Genomic DNA, 16,481 nt, shown 5'->3' with positions numbered 1-16,481 from the left:
GCTCAGCCCAGCGCCTTCTTCACCGCGGCGACGATGGCGTCCTGCGCCTCCTCCGTCAGGAAGGGGTGCATCGGCAAGCTCATCACGCGCTTGCCGGCGGCCTCGGACAGCGGGAAGCTGCCCTCGCCCTGGCCCAGATGGGCGAAGGCCGGCTGCAGGTGCAGCGGGATCGGGTAGTGGACGGCGGTCGGCACCCCCAGCTCCTTGAGCTTGGCCTGCACCGCGTCGCGCTCGTTCACCTCGATGGTGTATTGCGCGTAGACGTGGGTGTTGCCGGCGCCGATCACCGGCACCCGGGCCACATCCTTCAACAGCTCGCTGTAGCGCGCGCCGATGCGCTCGCGGGCGGCCACTTCGTCGGCGAAGCTGGGCAGCTTGGCCAGCAGCACCGCGGCCTGGATGGTGTCCAGGCGGCCGTTCAGGCCGATGACCGGATGGTGGTAGCGGCGATCCTGGCCGTGCACGCGGATCTCGCGGATCTTCTTCGCCAGCGCGTCGTCGCTGGTGAACACCGCGCCGCCGTCGCCGTAGCAGCCCAAGGGCTTGCTGGGGAAGAAGCTGGTGCAGCCGATGGTGGACAGGTTGCCGGACTTGTTGCCGTGCTGGCTGGCGCCGAAGCTTTGCGCGCCGTCCTCGATCACCGGGATGCCGTGCTTGCCGGCGATGGCGTTGATGGCGGCGAAATCCGCAGCCTGGCCGTACAGGCTGACCGGCATGATGACGCGGGTGCGCGGCGTGATCGCCGCTTCCAGCAGGCTCGGGTCCAGGTTGTAGCTGACGGGGTCGATGTCGACGAACACCGGCTTGGCGCCCAACAGCGCGATCATCTCGCCGGTGGCGATGAAGGTGAACGGGGTGGTGATCACCTCGTCGCCGGGGCCGATGCCCAAGGCCATCATCGCGATCAGCAGCGCCTTGGTGCCGTCGCAGACGCCGATGGCGTGCTTGGCGCCGGTGTAGGCCGCCAGTTGCGCTTCCAGCTCCTTCACTTCCGGACCCATGATGTATTGGCCGTGGTCCAGCACCGCGTGGATGCGGGCGTCGATGTCGGCTTTCAAATGCTGGTACTGCGCTTTCAGATCGATGAACTGAATGGACATGAGAGGATCAACCTCGAATCGGTATTTTGGAAAATGCGCGCGGGCGATCCGCGCCTTGGACGATGGCGGAAGCCGCCGGCCTCAAGCCGGCGGCGCCGTCAGTCGTGCCGGATCGGCGTGCAGTGATTGCCGCCGACCTCGTAATGGATGCCGCAAGCCGGGCAGGTATGGGTGCCGATGTCGTTGGACAGCCGCTCGCCGCAACCGCACATCCAGCCGATGCGCTTGGCCGGCGCGCCCACCATCAGCGCGTAGGCCGGCACGTCGCGGGTGACCACCGCGCCGGCGCCGATGAAGGCGTACTCGCCCACCGTGTGGCCGCAGACGATGGTGGCGTTGGCGCCGATGGAGGCGCCCTTCTTCACCACGGTGCGGCGGTATTCATTCTTGCGGTTGACGTGGCTGCGCGGATTGTTGACGTTGGTGAACACCATGGACGGGCCGCAGAACACGTCATCCTCCAGCGTCACCGCGTCGTAAATCGACACATTGTTCTGCACCTTGACGTTGTCGCCAATCAGCACGTCGTTGCCGACAAACACGTTCTGGCCGAAGGAGCAGTCCTTGCCTATCTTGGCGCCGCCGCAGATGTGCACCCAGTGCCAGACGCGGGTGCCTTCGCCGATTTGCGCGCCTTCGTCTACGATGGCGGAGGGGTGGATGTGAACCTGGCTCATTTCTGCCGCTCCCATTTTTCCAAAAGCTTGTCCAGGCGAGTCAATTGCTGCTCCGAACGAACCATCGCCTTTTCCTGACGACTCATCAAGTCCTCATAGCGGGCCCGCTGGCGCTCGGCATCCCGTTGCTGCGCCGATACCGCTGAAACTTGCTTCTGGGCTTCGACATGCGTCCCGAAAGAAGAAAATATCAACATCAAAACGCCACCGACCAACCAGAATCCCAGGCCCCACAGTGCGCCATCCACTATCTTTCTGAACATGCTGTCCGCCTTAGTAATCCAGCGGCAGGCTGACGCGGCGGCCGTCCCGGGCGGACAAATACATCGCGATCAGCAGCTCCAGCGACTTCAGGCCCTCGCGGCCGTCGGTCTCCGGCGTGGCTTCGCCGCGCATGGTCTTGATCACGTTGTCGTAATAGAGCGGATGGCCGAAACCGTAGACGCTGGTGGTCGCGTAGCTGGCTTGCTTGATATCCTCGTCCATCTCGTGCGGCTCGGAAAACTCCCAGTGCTGGATTTCATTGACGGCCACGCCGCCCACCCGCACCGAGCCCTTTTCGCCCAGGATGGTGATGCTGCCTTCCAGGTTCTTCGGGTAGGTCAGCATGGTGACGTTCATGCTGCCCAGCGCGCCGGAGCGCCACTTGACGCTGACGGTGCCGGTGTCTTCCACCTCGATGTTGCGCGCCAAGGTGGCGGTGTAGGCCTGCACGCTCTCCACCGGGCCGATCAGCCAGTCCAGCAAGTCGACATAGTGGCTGGCCTGGTTCATGAAGGCGCCGCCGTCGAACTCCCAGGTGCCGCGCCAGCCGGCCGCGTCGTAATACTCCTGCGGCCGGGTCCAGAACACATTGACGTTGACCATGTAGATGCGGCCGAAGCGTTTTTCCTCCATCGCGCGCTTCAACAGCTGCAGCGTGGCGTTGCGGCGGTTCTGCTTGACCACGAACAGGTGTTTCTTCGCCTTGTCGGCGGCCTTGACCATCTCCAGACCATCCTCCCAGCGGGTGGCCATCGGCTTTTCCGTCATCACATGGAAACCCGCCTCGGAGCACTCGATGCTCTGCGTCGGATGCAGGCCGGACGGCGTGGTCAGAATCACGATGTCGGCACTGGTTTGCGCCAGCATGTCGGTGAGGCTGGCGTGGCCGCGGGCACCGGTGCGCTCGACAGCGGCCTGCAGCGCCGCCGGGTCGATGTCGCACACGTCGACCAGCTCGGCGCGGTCGGCATGCTTCTCCAGCGCGCCGAAGTGGTTGTTGGCGATGCGGCCGCAGCCAACCAGAGCGAAGCGGATCTTGCGATCGGCAATCGGAGGAGTCACTATCATCTGAACGTCCAATAACGTACTGAATACACCAGTATCTTCAAATATTCGGTCAATACCGCGCCTGCGTCGTACAAGGCCAGGCTGTGGTACAAATCGTTGCCCGGGTACACCACGTGCATGCCCCAGTCCACCTGCGGCCAGGCGCGGCGAAAAGTCTCCAGCGCCCGTCGGGAATGAAACCACGAGGTCACCAGCGTCACATGCCTGGGCTCATACACGGCCAGCGCCCGGTGGGTGAATTCGGCGTTCTGCTGCGTATTGCGGGACAGGCATTCATAACCTATCTTCCCGCGCGGCACGCCGGCCATCACCAGCCGCCGGACGATCAGCTCGCAATCGCCCTCGCCGCTGACAAACACGAACGGCGCGCGACCCTGATGGTACAGTTCCGCCGCGCCGATCACGCGTTGCCCGCTCTCCCCGCCCAGCACCACGATCCAGTCCGCCCGCGGCTGGGGCGCCTCGGCCACCAGCCAGCTCTTGGAATAGCGTATCAGCGGCACCGCCGCCAGCGCCGCCAGCAGCGTCAGCAAGCCGAACGCGGCCAGCCATGCGCCTGGCCGGGGAAAGCGTTTCATGTCTTAAGCCTTGACGATGTTGGCTGCCGGCTCCAGGTATTTGCCGCGGCTGTCCACCACCAGCTGGGCCTTGGCCTTGATCAGCTCGTAGTCGAACTTGTCGTGGTCGGTGGCCAGCAGCACGCAGTCATAGCCGGCGATGGACTCGGCCGTCAAAGCCACGCTGGAAAGCTCGAAATGATGCTCGCGCATTTTCGGGAACACCGGCACGTGCGGATCGCTGTAGGACACTTCCGCCCCCAGGTCGCGCAGCTTCTCCATCAGGAACACCGACGGGCTTTCGCGCATGTCGTCCACGTTCTTCTTGTAGGCGATGCCCAGCACCAGCACGCGGCTGCCGTTGATCGCTTTCTTGCGCAAGTTCAGCGCGGAGGCCACTTTCGAGACCACATAATCGGGCATGGCGCTGTTCACTTCGCCCGCCAGCTCGATGAAGCGGGTGTTGACGCCGTATTCGCGCGCCTTCCAGGTCAGGTAGAACGGGTCGATCGGAATGCAGTGGCCGCCCAGGCCCGGGCCCGGGTAGTAAGGCACGAAGCCGAAGGGTTTGGTGGCAGCGGCGCGGATCACTTCGTGGATGTCGATGCCCATCTTGTCGGCGACGATCTTCATCTCGTTGACCAGGCCGATATTGACCGCGCGGTGGATGTTCTCCAGCAGCTTGGTCATTTCCGCGGCGCGGGTGGACGACACCGGCACCACTTTGTCGATCACCGCGCTATAGAGCGCCACGCCGACTTCCTGGCAGGCCGGGCTGTAGCCGCCGCACACCTTGGGAATGGTGCGGGTGGTGAAGTTGGGGTTGCCCGGATCTTCGCGCTCCGGCGAGAACACCAGGAAAGCATTGTCGCCCACCTTGAAGCCGCGCGATTCCATGCGCGGCAGCAGCTCTTCGTCGGTGGTGCCCGGGTAGGTGGTGGATTCCAGCGACACCAGGTGGCCTTCGCGCAGATAGGGCACTAGGCTGTCCATGGTGTCCAGCACGAAGCTGAGGTCCGGTTCGCGGTATTTGTTCAGCGGCGTCGGCACGCACAGGATCAGCGTGTCGGCTTCCGGCGCGCGGGAGAAGTCGGTAGTGGCTTCGAAACCGCGCTCGCGGGCGGTGGCGATGCTGTCGGCGCCAATGTGTTCGATGTAGCTCTTGCCCGCCATCAGGGCGTCAACCTTGCTCTGGTCGATGTCGAAGCCCAGCACCTTGTAGCCGACCTCGGCGAAACGCAGCATCAGCGGCAGGCCGACATAGCCCAGGCCCACGATGCCGATCACAGCGGATTTGTCCGCGATACGATTGAGCAGTTTCTGCTTCATCACGATAAGTGTCCCAATAGGATGTAAAAGCTTGAACGGCAGACACCCGTCTGCCGCCCGGTCATTCGGCACTAGCAATGCGGCAATGCGTCGCATGATCCAGCCCCAACGTCCGGCTCACGCGCAACTTGGCATTATACGCCGCAGCGCCGCGGCATTTGGGTAAGCAAACGTAACCATCCGCCGCTTTTCGCGGCGGATTTGTTCTGGCTCAGATCAGCAAATGGCCGGCAGTCTGCTGGTTGGTCTGCTTCAGCCGGTTGACGAACTCGCCGAATTCCAGCCCGAAGCGCCCCTCCAGCTCGTCGGCGCGCTTCTTCAGCGCTTCCCATTGCGTCAACGTCGGGCTCTGGCGGAAGGCGATCACCGCGACGTTGCCGTGTGTCGCCGCAGGCAGTTCGATCACCCGCCCCTCGAAAACGTTCAGCAGCCGCTCGATGAAAACCTGGTAGCGCTTGTCGCCGCTCCACCAGTTGGTGACGAACACGCCTTTTGGACTCAAGGCCCGCTTGCAGTCCTCGAAGAAGTCTTCCGTCGTCAGCGCGTCGACGATCTGCAGGCCGTCGAAGCCGTCCACCAGGATGGCGTCGGTGGAGCCGCGGAAAATCTTCACGTAGTCGGCGCCGTCGGCCTCGACGATCTCGAAGAAATCGCCCTCCTCCGGCAGCTGGAAAAAGGCGCGCGCCACCGCGATCACCTGCGGGTTGATGTCCACCGCCACGCTGACCGCGTCCGGCAGGTATTCGTCGATGAAGCGGGCGAAGGAGCCGCCGCCCAGGCCGATCTGCAAGATGTGCTTGGGGTCGTCGTTCCACAGCAGGAAACCCATCATCGCTCGGCTGTAGCTGAGCACCAGATCCGGCGGATCGTCGAGGTCCATCGAGCTCTGGATGGTTTCGGACCCCAGATGCAGCGATCGGATATTGCCCTCTTCCGAGATTTCCACCTCCGGCATCGCCTCCACCGCCGGCCGCACGCGGCGGCGGAACGGATGCAAGGCCCTACGCGCCACAGCCTTGCTCCTTCGGGCGGGAATCCAGAATGCTGATGGTGCGCTTCTGCGATGTTCCCTCGGCCGCATCGGCGGCATCCGGAGCCGGATCGCGGAACTCTTCCTTGTCGAAGGCGGTGTCGCCGTCGGCGAACGGCGCGTCGCCGGTTTTCAACGACGCGAAATCGTACAGCTTGGCATCGGCCAGGTGAGACGGGACCACGTTTTGCAGCGCGCGGAACATGCTCTCCACGCGGCCGGGGAAACGCTTGTCCCAGTCGTTGACCATCTCCTTGACCACCTGGCGCTGCAGATTGGGCTGCGAGCCGCACAGATTGCACGGGATGATCGGAAATTCTTTCCAATCGGCGTAGCGGATGATGTCCTTCTCGCGGCAATAGGCCAGCGGGCGGATCACCATGTGGCGGCCATCGTCGGACACCAGCTTGGGCGGCATCGCCTTCATCTTGCCGCCGTAGAACATGTTCAGGAACAGCGTGTGCAGGATGTCGTCGCGGTGGTGGCCCAGCGCGATCTTGGTCGCCCCCAGCTCGTCGGCCACGCGGTACAGGATGCCGCGGCGCAGGCGGGAGCACAGGCTGCAGGTGGTCTTGCCTTCCGGCACCAGCTTCTTGACGATGGAGTAAGTATCCTCCTCGACGATGCGATACTCGACGCCGATGGACTCCAGGTATTGCGGCAGCACATGTTCGGGGAAGCCCGGCTGCTTCTGGTCCAGATTGACCGCGACAATGGAGAAGTGGATCGGCGCGGACTTCTGCAGGCTGCGAAGAATGTCCAGCAAGGTGTAGCTGTCCTTGCCGCCGGACAGGCAGACCATCACCCGGTCGCCCTCTTCGATCATGTTGAAATCATTGATGGCGTCACCGACATGGTGGCGCAGGCGCTTGGCCAGTTTATTGCCTTCAAACGCGGCCTTCTTGGCCTTGTCGTCGAGCGCGGCGTTCTGTTCGGACATGGAGTACGGCTAAGAAATTGAAAAACAGGAGATTTTACCGCCTCCCGCCGCCAAAATCCATGGCGGCGAAACGGCGTCACAATACGATGCTGCGGCCGCCGTCCACCGCCAGGATCTGGCCGGTGACGTAAGTCGCGTCCAACAGCAGGAAGGCCACCGCCCGGGCGATGTCTTCCGGCACGCCGGCCCGGCGCAGCGGAATGGTGGCCTCGATCGCCGCGCGATCGGCCACGCTGAACGACGCCTCGCTCTCCGGCCACAGATTGACGCCCGGCGCCACGCCATTGACCCGCACCGCCGGCGACAGCTCGATCGCCAGGCTGCGGATCAGCTGCGCGTGGCCGGCCTTGGCCAGGTTGTACACCACGTGGCGCGCCATCGGCCGCTCCACATGGATGTCGGCGATGCCGACGATGGCGCCGCCGCGCCGCGTCAGTTCCGGCGCCAGCGCCTGGCTCAGAAACAGCGGCGCCTTCAAGTTGCTGCCCATCAGATCATGCCAGGCCGCCTCGTCTATCCGTCCGATCTCGGTCGGGAAAAAGCTGGAGGCGTTGTTGACCAAACCGTCGACGCGGCCGAATGCCGCCAGCGCGCGGCCGGCCAAGTTCGGCAAGCCGGAGATATCCAACAGGTCGCCCTGGACCAGTTCGACGCTGTCCGGCCGCTTGCCGTTCAACTCCGCCGCCAACGCCTCCGCCTCGGCGCGGGAGCCGCGGTAATGCAAAACCAGCCGCACGCCGCGGCCATGCAGCAGCCGGGCGATGCCGGCGCCCACCCGCCGCGCGCCGCCGGTGATCAAAACCACGCGTTCATCTTGTTGTCGCTCTGTCAGCATTGCTTCCTCGTTTAGAATTGCCTCTTCACGGGCGCGGCGCTTTGCACCACAATCGCGCCACATTGTAGCAGGACGACCACCATGACCACCCTTCCCGCCGCCAGCCCCGAAGCGCTGGCGCTCAGCCAGGCCCTATGCGGCCGCATCGGCCAGGCCATCGCCGACGCCGGCGGCTGGATACCCTTTTCGGATTATATGGAATTGGCGCTCTACGCGCCCGGCATGGGCTATTACGCCGCCGGCAGCAGCAAGCTGGGCGCGGAGGGCGACTTCATCACCGCGCCGGAGCTGACGCCGCTGTTCGGCCAATCGCTGGCCCGCCAGCTGGCCGAGTTGCTGCCGCAGACCGCCGGCGCCATCTACGAATTCGGCGCCGGCACCGGCAAGCTGGCGATAGACCTGCTGGCCGAACTGGAAGCGCTGGGCTGCTTGCCGCAAAAATACGTGATCCTGGACCTGTCGCCGGACCTGATGGAACGCCAGCGCGAAAACATCGGCGCCGCGCTGCCGCACCTGGCCGGCCGCGTCGAATGGGCCAGCCGCCTGCCGGACGCCATAGACGGCATCGTCATCGGCAATGAATTGCTGGACGCCATGCCCTGCGAGATGGCGTTCCGCGACGAAAACCGCCAGCTTCGCCAGCGCGGCGTCACCATCCGCGACGGCGCTTTCGCCTACGAAGACCGCGACTTCGCAAACGCCGCGCTGGCCGAGCTGGCCGCGCAGCTGGTGCCGGACATCCCGCGCTACGAAACCGAGATCAGCCTGGCCAACCGCGGCTTCATCGCCACCGTCGCCGGCGCGCTGCGCCGCGGCGCCATCCTGATGATCGATTACGGCCACGCCGCGTCCGAGTACTATCACCCGGAGCGCAGCATGGGCACGCTGCTGGGTCACTACCGCCACCACACGGTGCAGGACCCGTTCTACCTGCCCGGCCTGATGGACCTGACCTGCCACGTCGACTTCAGCGCCGTCGCCCAAAGCGGCATCGATGCCGGCCTGGACCTGATAGGCTATACCAGCCAGGCGCAGTTTCTGGTCAACTGCGGCCTGGTGGACCGGCTGCAGTCGCTGGACGCCAACGACGTGAAAAGCTATCTGCCGGTGGCCAAGGCGGCACAGCGCTTGCTGTCGCCGCAGGAAATGGGCGAAACCTTCAAGGCGATGGGCTTCGGCAAGGGCGTTTCCATAGACTGGCTGGGCTTCGCCCGCGGCGACCGCTGCTACACGCTGTGATTTTTCCAAACAGGGCTTGACAGCGCATGGGGCGATGCGTATATTTCGCGTCTCGGTGCGCAAGCATCGAAATGTGGCGAATTAGCTCAGTCGGTTAGAGCGACGGAATCATAATCCGCAGGTCCGGGGTTCGAGTCCCTGATTCGCCACCACAGTTTGACGAGAAAACGCGCGAGCGGGTTCTCTCGGCGAATTAGCTCAGTCGGTTAGAGCGACGGAATCATAATCCGCAGGTCCGGGGTTCGAGTCCCTGATTCGCCACCAATAACATCAAGGGGTTACGAGATTTTTCTCGTAACCCCTTGATGCATTTCAAACTCATGTAGGCACTATGTAGGCATTTACAGTCCGCGTAAATCCATCCTAATACATGCCTACATCACACTCCTGCCCGCTCTGCAAAAAAACGCATCACTAGGCCATCAACGATCATCGTCAACGCGTTTTGAGCAAGAATTGTGCGTACGCATAGAAAATTACCCAGTTTTCAGGAGCTAGTGCGCGTTCAAAACTACCCAGGGTGTTCAATCCCCCTGCTGAATTTTTCAGCAGGAGAATGGAGTGATCACCATGAAAGAACTGGGCATTGTTCGCAGGTTGTTCTACCGAGATGGCCTATCGCTATCTGAAATTGAGCGGCGAACTGGGCTGACCCGCAAAACGATCCGTCACTGGCTCAAGGCGGCGGAAGGCACGGCGCCGAAGTACCAGCGGAAACCCGCTGAAACCAAGATCGCACCGTATGCGGTGCAGCTCACCAAAATGCTGGAGACGGACTTACACCGTCCCAAGCGCGAGCGCCGCAGCGCGCTCAAGCTCTTTGCCGAGCTCAAGGCAGCAGGGTTCTCCGGCGACTACAGCCGAGTGATGGCCTTCATCCGACAGTGGCGGGCTGGTGGTGGCACGAGCCAAACCAAGGCGTACGTGCCACTGCGCTTTGAGCTGGGTGAGGCTTTCCAATTCGACTGGAGCGAGGAGCGTCTGGTGATCGGCGGCATCTGGCGCAAGATCATGGCGGCGCACCTCAAGCTATGCGCCAGCCGCGCCTTCGTTGTGCAGGCCTATCCCACCCAAAGCCACGAGATGCTGTTTGATGCCCACACCCGCGCATTCACGGCACTCGGCGGCATTCCGCGCCGCGGCATCTACGACAACATGAAGACTGCCGTCGACAAGGTCAAACGTGGCAAGGCACGAGCGGTCAACACCCGCTTCGCCGCGATGGCATCGCACTACCTGTTCGATCCGGACTTCTGCAACGTCGCTTCCGGCTGGGAGAAAGGCGTCGTCGAGAAAAATGTGCAGGACAGTCGCCCGCGCATCTGGCAAGAGGCCGCCAAGCAACGGTTCAGTAGCTTTGCAGAACTGAACGTCTGGTTGCTTAGTCGTTGCCGCACGCTATGGCAGGAGCTGCGCCATGGTGAGTTCGATGGCCTCACCATCGCCGAGATGCTGGAACATGAGCAGCCACAGCTGATGCCGATGGTCACGCCATTCGACGGCTACGTGGAGACGCTGGGCAAGGTCAACAGCATCTGCCTGGTGCACTACGACCGCAATCGTTACTCAGCACCCTGTGAGTTGGTCGGCCAGATGGTGAGCATTCATGTTTACCCTGAGCGGATCGACCTGGTGGCCAACGACGCTATCGTGGCCACCCACGCGCGCCGGTTCGGCAGCCACCACACGAGTTACGACTGGCAGCACTACCTCCCGCTGATCGAGCGTAAGCCCGGCGCTCTGCGTAACGGTGCGCCATTCGCCGACCTGCCAGATCCGTTACAGCGGCTGCGACGGCTATTACTCAAGCGCGAAGGCGGTGACCGCGTCATGGCCAAACTGCTGGCGGCGGTGCCACGCTCGGGGCTGGAGGTCGTGCTGGTTGCCGTCGAGCTGGTACTGGAGTCGGGTAACCCGAGCGTCGAGCACATCGAGAACGTACTAAACCGGCTCAAGCAGTCGCCGATGCCGGAGCAGGCGGAAACGCAGCTCGCCGTCCAGGAAGCGCCGCTGGCTGATCCAGAACGCTACGACAGCCTGCGCACGGGAGCCCGCCATGGATGAGATCGCGAGCAAGCTAAAGGCATTGCGGCTTTACGGCATGGCCGGCGCCTGGGATGAGATCGTCACGCAAGATGCCCAAAGCGCTATCGAGTCATCGCGCTGGCTGATTGAACACCTGCTGGCCGCAGAGGAAACCGACCGCGCCATGCGGTCAATCAGCTACCAGATGCACGCCGCCAGGTTTCCTGCGCATCGCGACCTGGCGGGGTTCGACTTCAGTCAGACTAAGGTGGATCAGCATTTGATCGCCGAGCTGGCAGACCTGTCGTTCAGCGAGAGTGCACATAACGTCGTGTTCATTGGTGGCACGGGTACCGGCAAAACACACCTTGCCACCGCATTGGGCGTGTCTGGCATTACGCGCCACGGCAAACGGGTACGCTTCTTCTCCACCGTGGATCTAGTCAACTTGCTGGAGCAGGAGAAAGCGGCGGGTAAGGCGGGCAAGCTGGCGTTCGCGTTGATGCGGGTTGACCTGGTGATTCTGGACGAGCTGGGTTACTTGCCATTCAGCCAGGCAGGTGGGGCCTTGCTGTTCCACCTGCTGTCGAAGCTGTACGAGCACACCAGTGTGATGATTACCACCAACCTGACCTTCGGCGAATGGGCCAGCGTGTTTGGCGATGCCAAGCTGACGACAGCCTTGCTCGACCGATTGACGCACCACTGCCATATCGTCGAGACGGGTAACGAGTCCTATCGGTTCCGTCATAGCAGCGATACGGCGAAATCGAGAATCAAGGCCAGGGAGAAAACGCGGCTAGGAGGGGCTGACGAAGCAGAGCCATTCTAGGTACTGATCTACCGGGGGTGAGGGTCACAGCACCAAGCCCTCGGTATTGGTGACATCGAACTGAATCAGGCTACTGGAATGTATTAGACTTATCCACAGCCACCCCTAGACGGAAGTGGCTTTCCTCCCTGGGTAAAATTCAACGCGCAGAGTTGGGTAATATCGGACGCGCAGCGGACAGGCTTGGCTGTTTTCTGGGTTCTGCAAAGTGAGAAAAACGGCGAAGTCGCTGCCGAGTATTCCATTTCAGCGCTGACCTCTAATGCCGAGAGCGATCCCTATGGCGCCATGTCTTGCGTCAAGATCATGCTGCCATGGCAATTGCTAGCCGATGCGGACGGCGAGCAGAAGTTTAGGGAGTGGGTGCGTTACTTCTGCGAAACGCTGGATGTTGACCATGGCTATGCGGGTCTGGCCTGCAATCTCCCCTATGATCGCCATCAATTCCAACCCTACGAATTTCAAATAGCGCAGCGCTACAGTGGACTGATGGTCGACTCGTCCGCACTGATTGACGGGGACAACCTGTCGGACCACATCAAAGGCGTCAGCTGGCTGACATTGCTTGGGCCTCGCTATATCGAGCAACTTGGCGGTATCGACGTGCTCAAGCAGCAACTCCAATTGCCCGACGTCAGCGTACAAGAAACCAACAACGGCAGGCTGATCGTCCAGGCCGGGGTATTGCCGGATGTCGGGGCACCTGAAAACGGCCACCCACCCGCCTATGTGGCGGTTAACCAGGTGCTCAAGCCAATCCGCGTTCCGAATCCCGAGCAGTTGCATACCTGCATGGACGATGCGGAAGGTTTCACTAAAGCCAACACGCTCGAGTGGTATGCACGTTTTGATGATGCCGAGCCCGTACCGACAATGCCAGCCGAGGCACCTGCCAGTGGGCTACGTTGCGAAGGTGGAAACGCATGTCCTGAAGGCGGAATCTGGTGGACGCCGGCTCGAACTGACTCGCGGCAGCCATTCCAGAAGGGGGACATCATGCCGGCCTTTCACGACTCCAGCTACGGTGCGACGATCTGGTACAAAGAGACAAACCAATCGGCTTCATAGATCGATTAACACGGCGGGAAGGCCGTCCTCAAAAAATGTCTTTATCATGATGGACGGCACTTCAATCGCAGTCTACAACGGCTTTGTTGCATAACCCCACACAAGAACGAGGGTCCCCTTTCCCAAGGTGGATTTACCCCATCGCCGCTACCGCCACGGTCTTCGGGCAGCCCAGGGCGGTAAAGCGGTTCAATAGTGCCGCGCGCACTTGCAGTTCCGCCACCTGCCGATCAAAGGTACGTGCCATCACCCGACTGCCCAGTCGCTTGAAACAGTGCATCTTTGTTTCCACCAGACTGCGCCGGTGATAGCCGCTCCAGCGTTTCCAGATTCTTCGCCCCAAGCGTTTGCACGCTGCAATCGCAGCGTTGCGGACTTCGCTACCGGCAATTTTCGACTTCCACGGCTTCGCATTCTTGCGCGGCGGAATCACCGGCATAATTCCCCGCTCAAGTAGCGCTGCGTAACAGCCCTGGGTGTCATAAGCGCCATCTAGCGTCGCCGTGGCAACGGGTTCATCCGCCGGCAGCTGCATCAACAAATCCGGCAGTATCTGTGCGTCTCCCACACCATTGCCAGTCACCTCGATGGCCCGGATTTCCAGCGTTTCTGCATCGATGCCCAGGTGTACCTTGCGCCACTACCGACGATATTCGGCACCATGTTTTTTGCGTTTCCACTCACCTTCGCCAAGAAACTGAATGCCTGTACTGTCAACCAGTAGATGCAGTGGGCCAGTGCTGCGGCGATAGCGGATCTTGACCTGCAAAGTGCGCTGGCGACGGCATACGGTGGAGTGGTCCGGCGCAGGCCAGTCGAGTCCCGCTAACTACAGCAGGCTTTGCACCATGCCCAGACGCTGGCGCAATGGCAGATTGAACAAGCATTTAATGCTCAGACAAAGCTGGATGGCCGCGTCGGTGTATTTGACTGGCCGGCCGTTGTTACCAGCTGGCTGGGCCAGCCATTGCATGTCCTTATCGAGCCAAACCAGCAGCGATCCGCGTGCGGTCAGCGCCGCGTCGTAGTCATGCCAGTTGGTGGTCGTGTAGCGTTGCTTGGGCTTCTTGTTCTGGGGTGCTGCGGTGTTCATCGCCTTAGCATACCGCAGCTGGTGGCGGGGTTATGCAACAAAGCCCATATAAACTAGACATCTATTTTGCAGCGATAACCTTCCATGTTGGTTTGGCAGACAAGGTGAAATATCAGTGAGTCAAGACATTCTAGTCCAACAGGTTTTCCCCTTCTGGAAAGCGATTGAGGAATTACACTCCCGCCCAAAACTTGGCTAACCACATGATTCTACTGATGCCAACACCCTACCCGGGACGACTAGCGCCTCGCAGCCGCAAGACTGCCGCGCAGCTACATCACCCATCTAGCCAAAAGCATGAAAATCCTTTTTTCCTGGCTTTCCCTTAGGCTGAATATCGACCAAGGCCGCCTCTCCAATTTTCCCGAGAATATGTGCGCTCCCGTACATACCCCGCCCGCATTCGCGCTTACGCTCATAGGGTATTGCTGGGCCACACGCACTGCGTACTGTCTTGCAATCGCGTCCAAACCAACGGGAGAACGCCATGAACAAGGATCAGATCAAGGGAAAATTCAAGGAGATCGCCGGCAGCATCAAGGAAGCCACCGGTAAGGTCATTCACAACAAGAACCTGGAAGAAAAAGGCACCCAGGAGAAAAACCTGGGCGAAGCCCAGTCCGACATGGGCAAACTGAAAGATGAGCTTAAAAAGTAGACTATTTGCATAAGCCAACCTCGGCTCGCCATGCTGACGACAGCAAATCAGGCATCGACGGGCTGCAGCGAACTCTGACTTGGCAAGGCGATGGCTTGCGATGGGGCCGCCTCATCTCCGCGCCCGCAATCGGTGGAGGATGCGCCCATGACAATTCGCAAGGCCGCTCAGACTCGCAAACGGCAACCGCTGTGGCAGCGTATCAAGGCCCATCCACTGGCGCGGATCGGCCCGGGACTGATTACCGGCGTGGCGGACGACGACCCAAGTGGCATCGCCACTTATGCGCAGGCCGGCGCGCAATTCGGCCTGAATATGCTATGGACCATGCCGCTGGCCTTTCCGCTGATGGCTGCCGTGCAATCGATGTGCGGCAATATGGGCCGCGTCACTGGCAAAGGACTGGCCGCCAACATCAAAGACGCCTTCTCGCCATTGGTGTTGCGGATATTGATCGTGCTGCTGCTGATCGCCAATATTCTAAACATCGCGGCAGACGTTGCCGCCATGGGAGAAGTGACGGAATTGATCTCCGGCCTGAACCGCCACCTGATGACCACTATTTTCGTCTTTGCCATCCTGCTGCAGCAAATGTTCGTCCCTTATCATCGCTATGTGTCCTTTCTCAAATGGCTGACCCTCACCCTGCTGGCCTACACCGCGGTTCTTTTCACCGTGCATGTGCCATGGTCAGAAGTCGCTCTGCGTACGGTCTGGCCGCGCTTCACGCCCAATGCCAATGCCGCCGCCGTGGTAGTAGGCGTATTTGGCACCACCATCAGCCCCTATCTGTTTTTCTGGCAGGCATCGGAAGAAGTCGAGGACATGCTGGCCATCAAGGGTAGCCGCGCGCTGATCTTGGATAAGCGCGTCGCGGCGTCGGAGTTGCGCCGCATACGCTGGGACACCTGGAGCGGCATGTTCTATTCGGACATCACCGCTTTCTTCATCATCCTGGCCACCGCGGTCACGCTGCATAGCGCGGGCATCACCGACATCACCACTGCCGCGCAAGCCGCCAGCGCATTGCGCCCGCTGGCGGGCAATGCCGCCTACCTGTTGTTTGCCTTGGGCATTATTGGGGTCGGCCTGATCGGCGTGCCGGTCCTGGCCGGCGCGGGAGCGTATGCGGCCTCGGAGGTGATGGGCTGGAAAGAAGGGCTGGAGCGCAAGGTGCGCGACGCTCGCGGTTTTTACAGCATCATCGCCGTCAGCATGCTGCTGGGGCTCGGCATCCAGTACTCGCCGATCAGCCCGATGAAGGCGCTGTTTTGGAGCGCAGTCATCAACGGTGTCGTCGCCGTGCCTTTGATGGTGGTGATCATCATATTGGTTTCCAAAAAATCGGTGATGGGGGCATACACCGCCAGCCGGCCTATGACCATTCTGGTCTGGATCGCAACGCTGGTGATGGGGGCCGCGGTGGTGCGCATGCTGATGCCTGGCTAGTGCTTGCCAGTCCGATCCAGACGCGCCCGCAAGGCCTGCAGCTCGTCCAGCAGATCCAGCACCAGCGCCACGCCAGAGGGATTGATCTCTAGATCGCACGACAAGCGCCAGGCCACCCGCGCGCGCCGCAAGGCATCGCCACGGAAACGCCAATTCTGCGGCGACTCGCCCTGCGGCTCCAGCGCGCCCTCCCGTACCCAGCGGATAACAAAGGCCTCTTCGGCATGGCTGGCCTGGCACAGTTCAAGCAGCGTCAGCTCCAGTTGCTCCTCCACCACCACGCCCTGAGTCACTGCCGGCTGGTTCTGATTCATGAT

The 16,481-nt window shown here is 61.5% G+C and carries 16 protein-coding genes, 2 tRNA genes and 1 pseudogene; 8 read left to right on the top strand and 11 right to left on the bottom strand.

Annotated features, from left to right (window positions below; all coding sequences use genetic code 11):
- Window positions 1-2 precede the first annotated feature (2 nt).
- From DK842_RS10890 to DK842_RS10850, 9 genes are all read right to left on the bottom strand, one after another.
- Window positions 3-1,100: a DegT/DnrJ/EryC1/StrS family aminotransferase gene (locus DK842_RS10890; RefSeq protein ID WP_114061461.1), complete on the bottom strand. Its 1,098-nt coding sequence runs from the start codon at window positions 1,098-1,100 to the stop codon at window positions 3-5.
- 98 nt (window positions 1,101-1,198) lie between these two features.
- On the bottom strand, window positions 1,199-1,777 hold the full coding sequence (locus tag DK842_RS10885) for an acyltransferase (RefSeq protein ID WP_114061460.1): 579 nt from the start codon (window positions 1,775-1,777) through the stop codon (window positions 1,199-1,201).
- Entirely contained in the window at window positions 1,774-2,040 is a 267-nt protein-coding gene (locus DK842_RS10880) for a hypothetical protein (RefSeq protein WP_011137673.1), read from the bottom strand. The genes DK842_RS10885 and DK842_RS10880 overlap by 4 nt, the downstream gene beginning before the upstream one ends.
- Before the next feature lie 10 nt (window positions 2,041-2,050).
- The gene (locus tag DK842_RS10875; protein ID WP_114061459.1) at window positions 2,051-3,109 is read right to left on the bottom strand and encodes a Gfo/Idh/MocA family protein; all 1,059 of its coding nucleotides are present in this window, start codon (window positions 3,107-3,109) and stop codon (window positions 2,051-2,053) included.
- Window positions 3,106-3,687, bottom strand: coding sequence for a YdcF family protein (locus DK842_RS10870; protein WP_114061458.1), 582 nt, complete (start codon window positions 3,685-3,687; stop codon window positions 3,106-3,108). The genes DK842_RS10875 and DK842_RS10870 overlap by 4 nt, the downstream gene beginning before the upstream one ends.
- 3 nt (window positions 3,688-3,690) lie before the next feature.
- On the bottom strand, window positions 3,691-5,001 hold the full coding sequence (locus tag DK842_RS10865; protein WP_406850480.1) for a nucleotide sugar dehydrogenase: 1,311 nt from the start codon (window positions 4,999-5,001) through the stop codon (window positions 3,691-3,693).
- Between the two features lie 205 nt (window positions 5,002-5,206).
- Complete coding sequence (locus tag DK842_RS10860) at window positions 5,207-6,007, bottom strand: polyamine aminopropyltransferase (RefSeq protein WP_114061456.1); 801 nt, start codon at window positions 6,005-6,007, stop codon at window positions 5,207-5,209.
- Complete coding sequence (gene ttcA, locus DK842_RS10855; RefSeq protein WP_114061455.1) at window positions 5,997-6,965, bottom strand: tRNA 2-thiocytidine(32) synthetase TtcA; 969 nt, start codon at window positions 6,963-6,965, stop codon at window positions 5,997-5,999. Before ttcA ends, DK842_RS10860 begins: the two co-directional genes overlap by 11 nt.
- 76 nt (window positions 6,966-7,041) lie before the next feature.
- Window positions 7,042-7,800, bottom strand: coding sequence for a pteridine reductase (locus tag DK842_RS10850; RefSeq protein WP_114061454.1), 759 nt, complete (start codon window positions 7,798-7,800; stop codon window positions 7,042-7,044).
- 81 nt (window positions 7,801-7,881) lie between these two features.
- On the opposite strand from DK842_RS10850, the gene DK842_RS10845 reads away from it, so the two are divergent.
- From DK842_RS10845 to DK842_RS10820, 6 genes are all read left to right on the top strand, one after another.
- On the top strand, window positions 7,882-9,039 hold the full coding sequence (locus DK842_RS10845; RefSeq protein ID WP_114061453.1) for a class I SAM-dependent methyltransferase: 1,158 nt from the start codon (window positions 7,882-7,884) through the stop codon (window positions 9,037-9,039).
- Between the two features lie 75 nt (window positions 9,040-9,114).
- Window positions 9,115-9,191: transfer RNA gene (locus DK842_RS10840), tRNA-Met, on the top strand.
- Window positions 9,192-9,226: 35 nt separating this feature from the next.
- A tRNA-Met gene (locus tag DK842_RS10835) sits at window positions 9,227-9,303 on the top strand.
- A 306-nt stretch (window positions 9,304-9,609) separates the two neighbouring features.
- Entirely contained in the window at window positions 9,610-11,103 is a 1,494-nt protein-coding gene (istA, locus tag DK842_RS10830) for an IS21 family transposase (protein WP_114063594.1), read from the top strand.
- Window positions 11,096-11,896: an IS21-like element helper ATPase IstB gene (gene istB / locus DK842_RS10825; protein WP_114060181.1), complete on the top strand. Its 801-nt coding sequence runs from the start codon at window positions 11,096-11,098 to the stop codon at window positions 11,894-11,896. Before istA ends, istB begins: the two co-directional genes overlap by 8 nt.
- A 183-nt stretch (window positions 11,897-12,079) precedes the next feature.
- Window positions 12,080-12,964 carry a DUF3396 domain-containing protein gene (locus tag DK842_RS10820; protein WP_168194865.1) on the top strand — a complete coding sequence of 295 codons (885 nt, stop codon included), beginning with the start codon at window positions 12,080-12,082 and terminating at the stop codon, window positions 12,962-12,964.
- Between the two features lie 133 nt (window positions 12,965-13,097).
- Here DK842_RS10820 and DK842_RS10815 read toward each other — a convergent pair.
- Window positions 13,098-14,057, bottom strand: a pseudogene (locus DK842_RS10815) (IS5 family transposase).
- Between the two features lie 487 nt (window positions 14,058-14,544).
- On the opposite strand from DK842_RS10815, the gene DK842_RS10810 reads away from it, so the two are divergent.
- On the top strand, window positions 14,545-14,715 hold the full coding sequence (locus DK842_RS10810) for a CsbD family protein (RefSeq protein WP_076098031.1): 171 nt from the start codon (window positions 14,545-14,547) through the stop codon (window positions 14,713-14,715).
- Window positions 14,716-14,847: 132 nt separating this feature from the next.
- Window positions 14,848-16,164 carry an NRAMP family divalent metal transporter gene (locus DK842_RS10805; RefSeq protein ID WP_198414669.1) on the top strand — a complete coding sequence of 439 codons (1,317 nt, stop codon included), beginning with the start codon at window positions 14,848-14,850 and terminating at the stop codon, window positions 16,162-16,164.
- Here DK842_RS10805 and DK842_RS10800 read toward each other — a convergent pair.
- A complete protein-coding gene (locus DK842_RS10800) occupies window positions 16,161-16,478 on the bottom strand; it encodes a chaperone modulator CbpM (RefSeq protein ID WP_047238270.1) in 318 nt (105 codons plus the stop codon). The two genes, DK842_RS10805 and DK842_RS10800, sit on opposite strands and share 4 nt — an antisense overlap.
- Between the last annotated feature and the right edge of the window lie 3 nt (window positions 16,479-16,481).

It is taken from the genome of Chromobacterium phragmitis (genome assembly GCF_003325475.1).
GTDB lineage: Bacteria > Pseudomonadota > Gammaproteobacteria > Burkholderiales > Chromobacteriaceae > Chromobacterium > Chromobacterium phragmitis.
Note: the sequence above shows the minus strand (reverse complement) of the source record. Positions and strands in the feature narration are given on the sequence as shown.

Coding starts and splice junctions, on each gene's coding strand:
- istA (WP_114063594.1), top strand. CDS start 9,610: ATGAAAGAACTGGGCATTGTTCGCAGGTTGTTCTACCGAGATGGCCTA.
- DK842_RS10885 (WP_114061460.1), bottom strand. CDS start 1,777: ATGAGCCAGGTTCACATCCACCCCTCCGCCATCGTAGACGAAGGCGCG.
- DK842_RS10810 (WP_076098031.1), top strand. CDS start 14,545: ATGAACAAGGATCAGATCAAGGGAAAATTCAAGGAGATCGCCGGCAGC.
- DK842_RS10870 (WP_114061458.1), bottom strand. CDS start 3,687: ATGAAACGCTTTCCCCGGCCAGGCGCATGGCTGGCCGCGTTCGGCTTG.
- DK842_RS10845 (WP_114061453.1), top strand. CDS start 7,882: ATGACCACCCTTCCCGCCGCCAGCCCCGAAGCGCTGGCGCTCAGCCAG.
- DK842_RS10875 (WP_114061459.1), bottom strand. CDS start 3,109: ATGATAGTGACTCCTCCGATTGCCGATCGCAAGATCCGCTTCGCTCTG.
- DK842_RS10880 (WP_011137673.1), bottom strand. CDS start 2,040: ATGTTCAGAAAGATAGTGGATGGCGCACTGTGGGGCCTGGGATTCTGG.
- DK842_RS10890 (WP_114061461.1), bottom strand. CDS start 1,100: ATGTCCATTCAGTTCATCGATCTGAAAGCGCAGTACCAGCATTTGAAA.
- DK842_RS10800 (WP_047238270.1), bottom strand. CDS start 16,478: ATGAATCAGAACCAGCCGGCAGTGACTCAGGGCGTGGTGGTGGAGGAG.
- DK842_RS10850 (WP_114061454.1), bottom strand. CDS start 7,800: ATGCTGACAGAGCGACAACAAGATGAACGCGTGGTTTTGATCACCGGC.
- ttcA (WP_114061455.1), bottom strand. CDS start 6,965: ATGTCCGAACAGAACGCCGCGCTCGACGACAAGGCCAAGAAGGCCGCG.
- istB (WP_114060181.1), top strand. CDS start 11,096: ATGGATGAGATCGCGAGCAAGCTAAAGGCATTGCGGCTTTACGGCATG.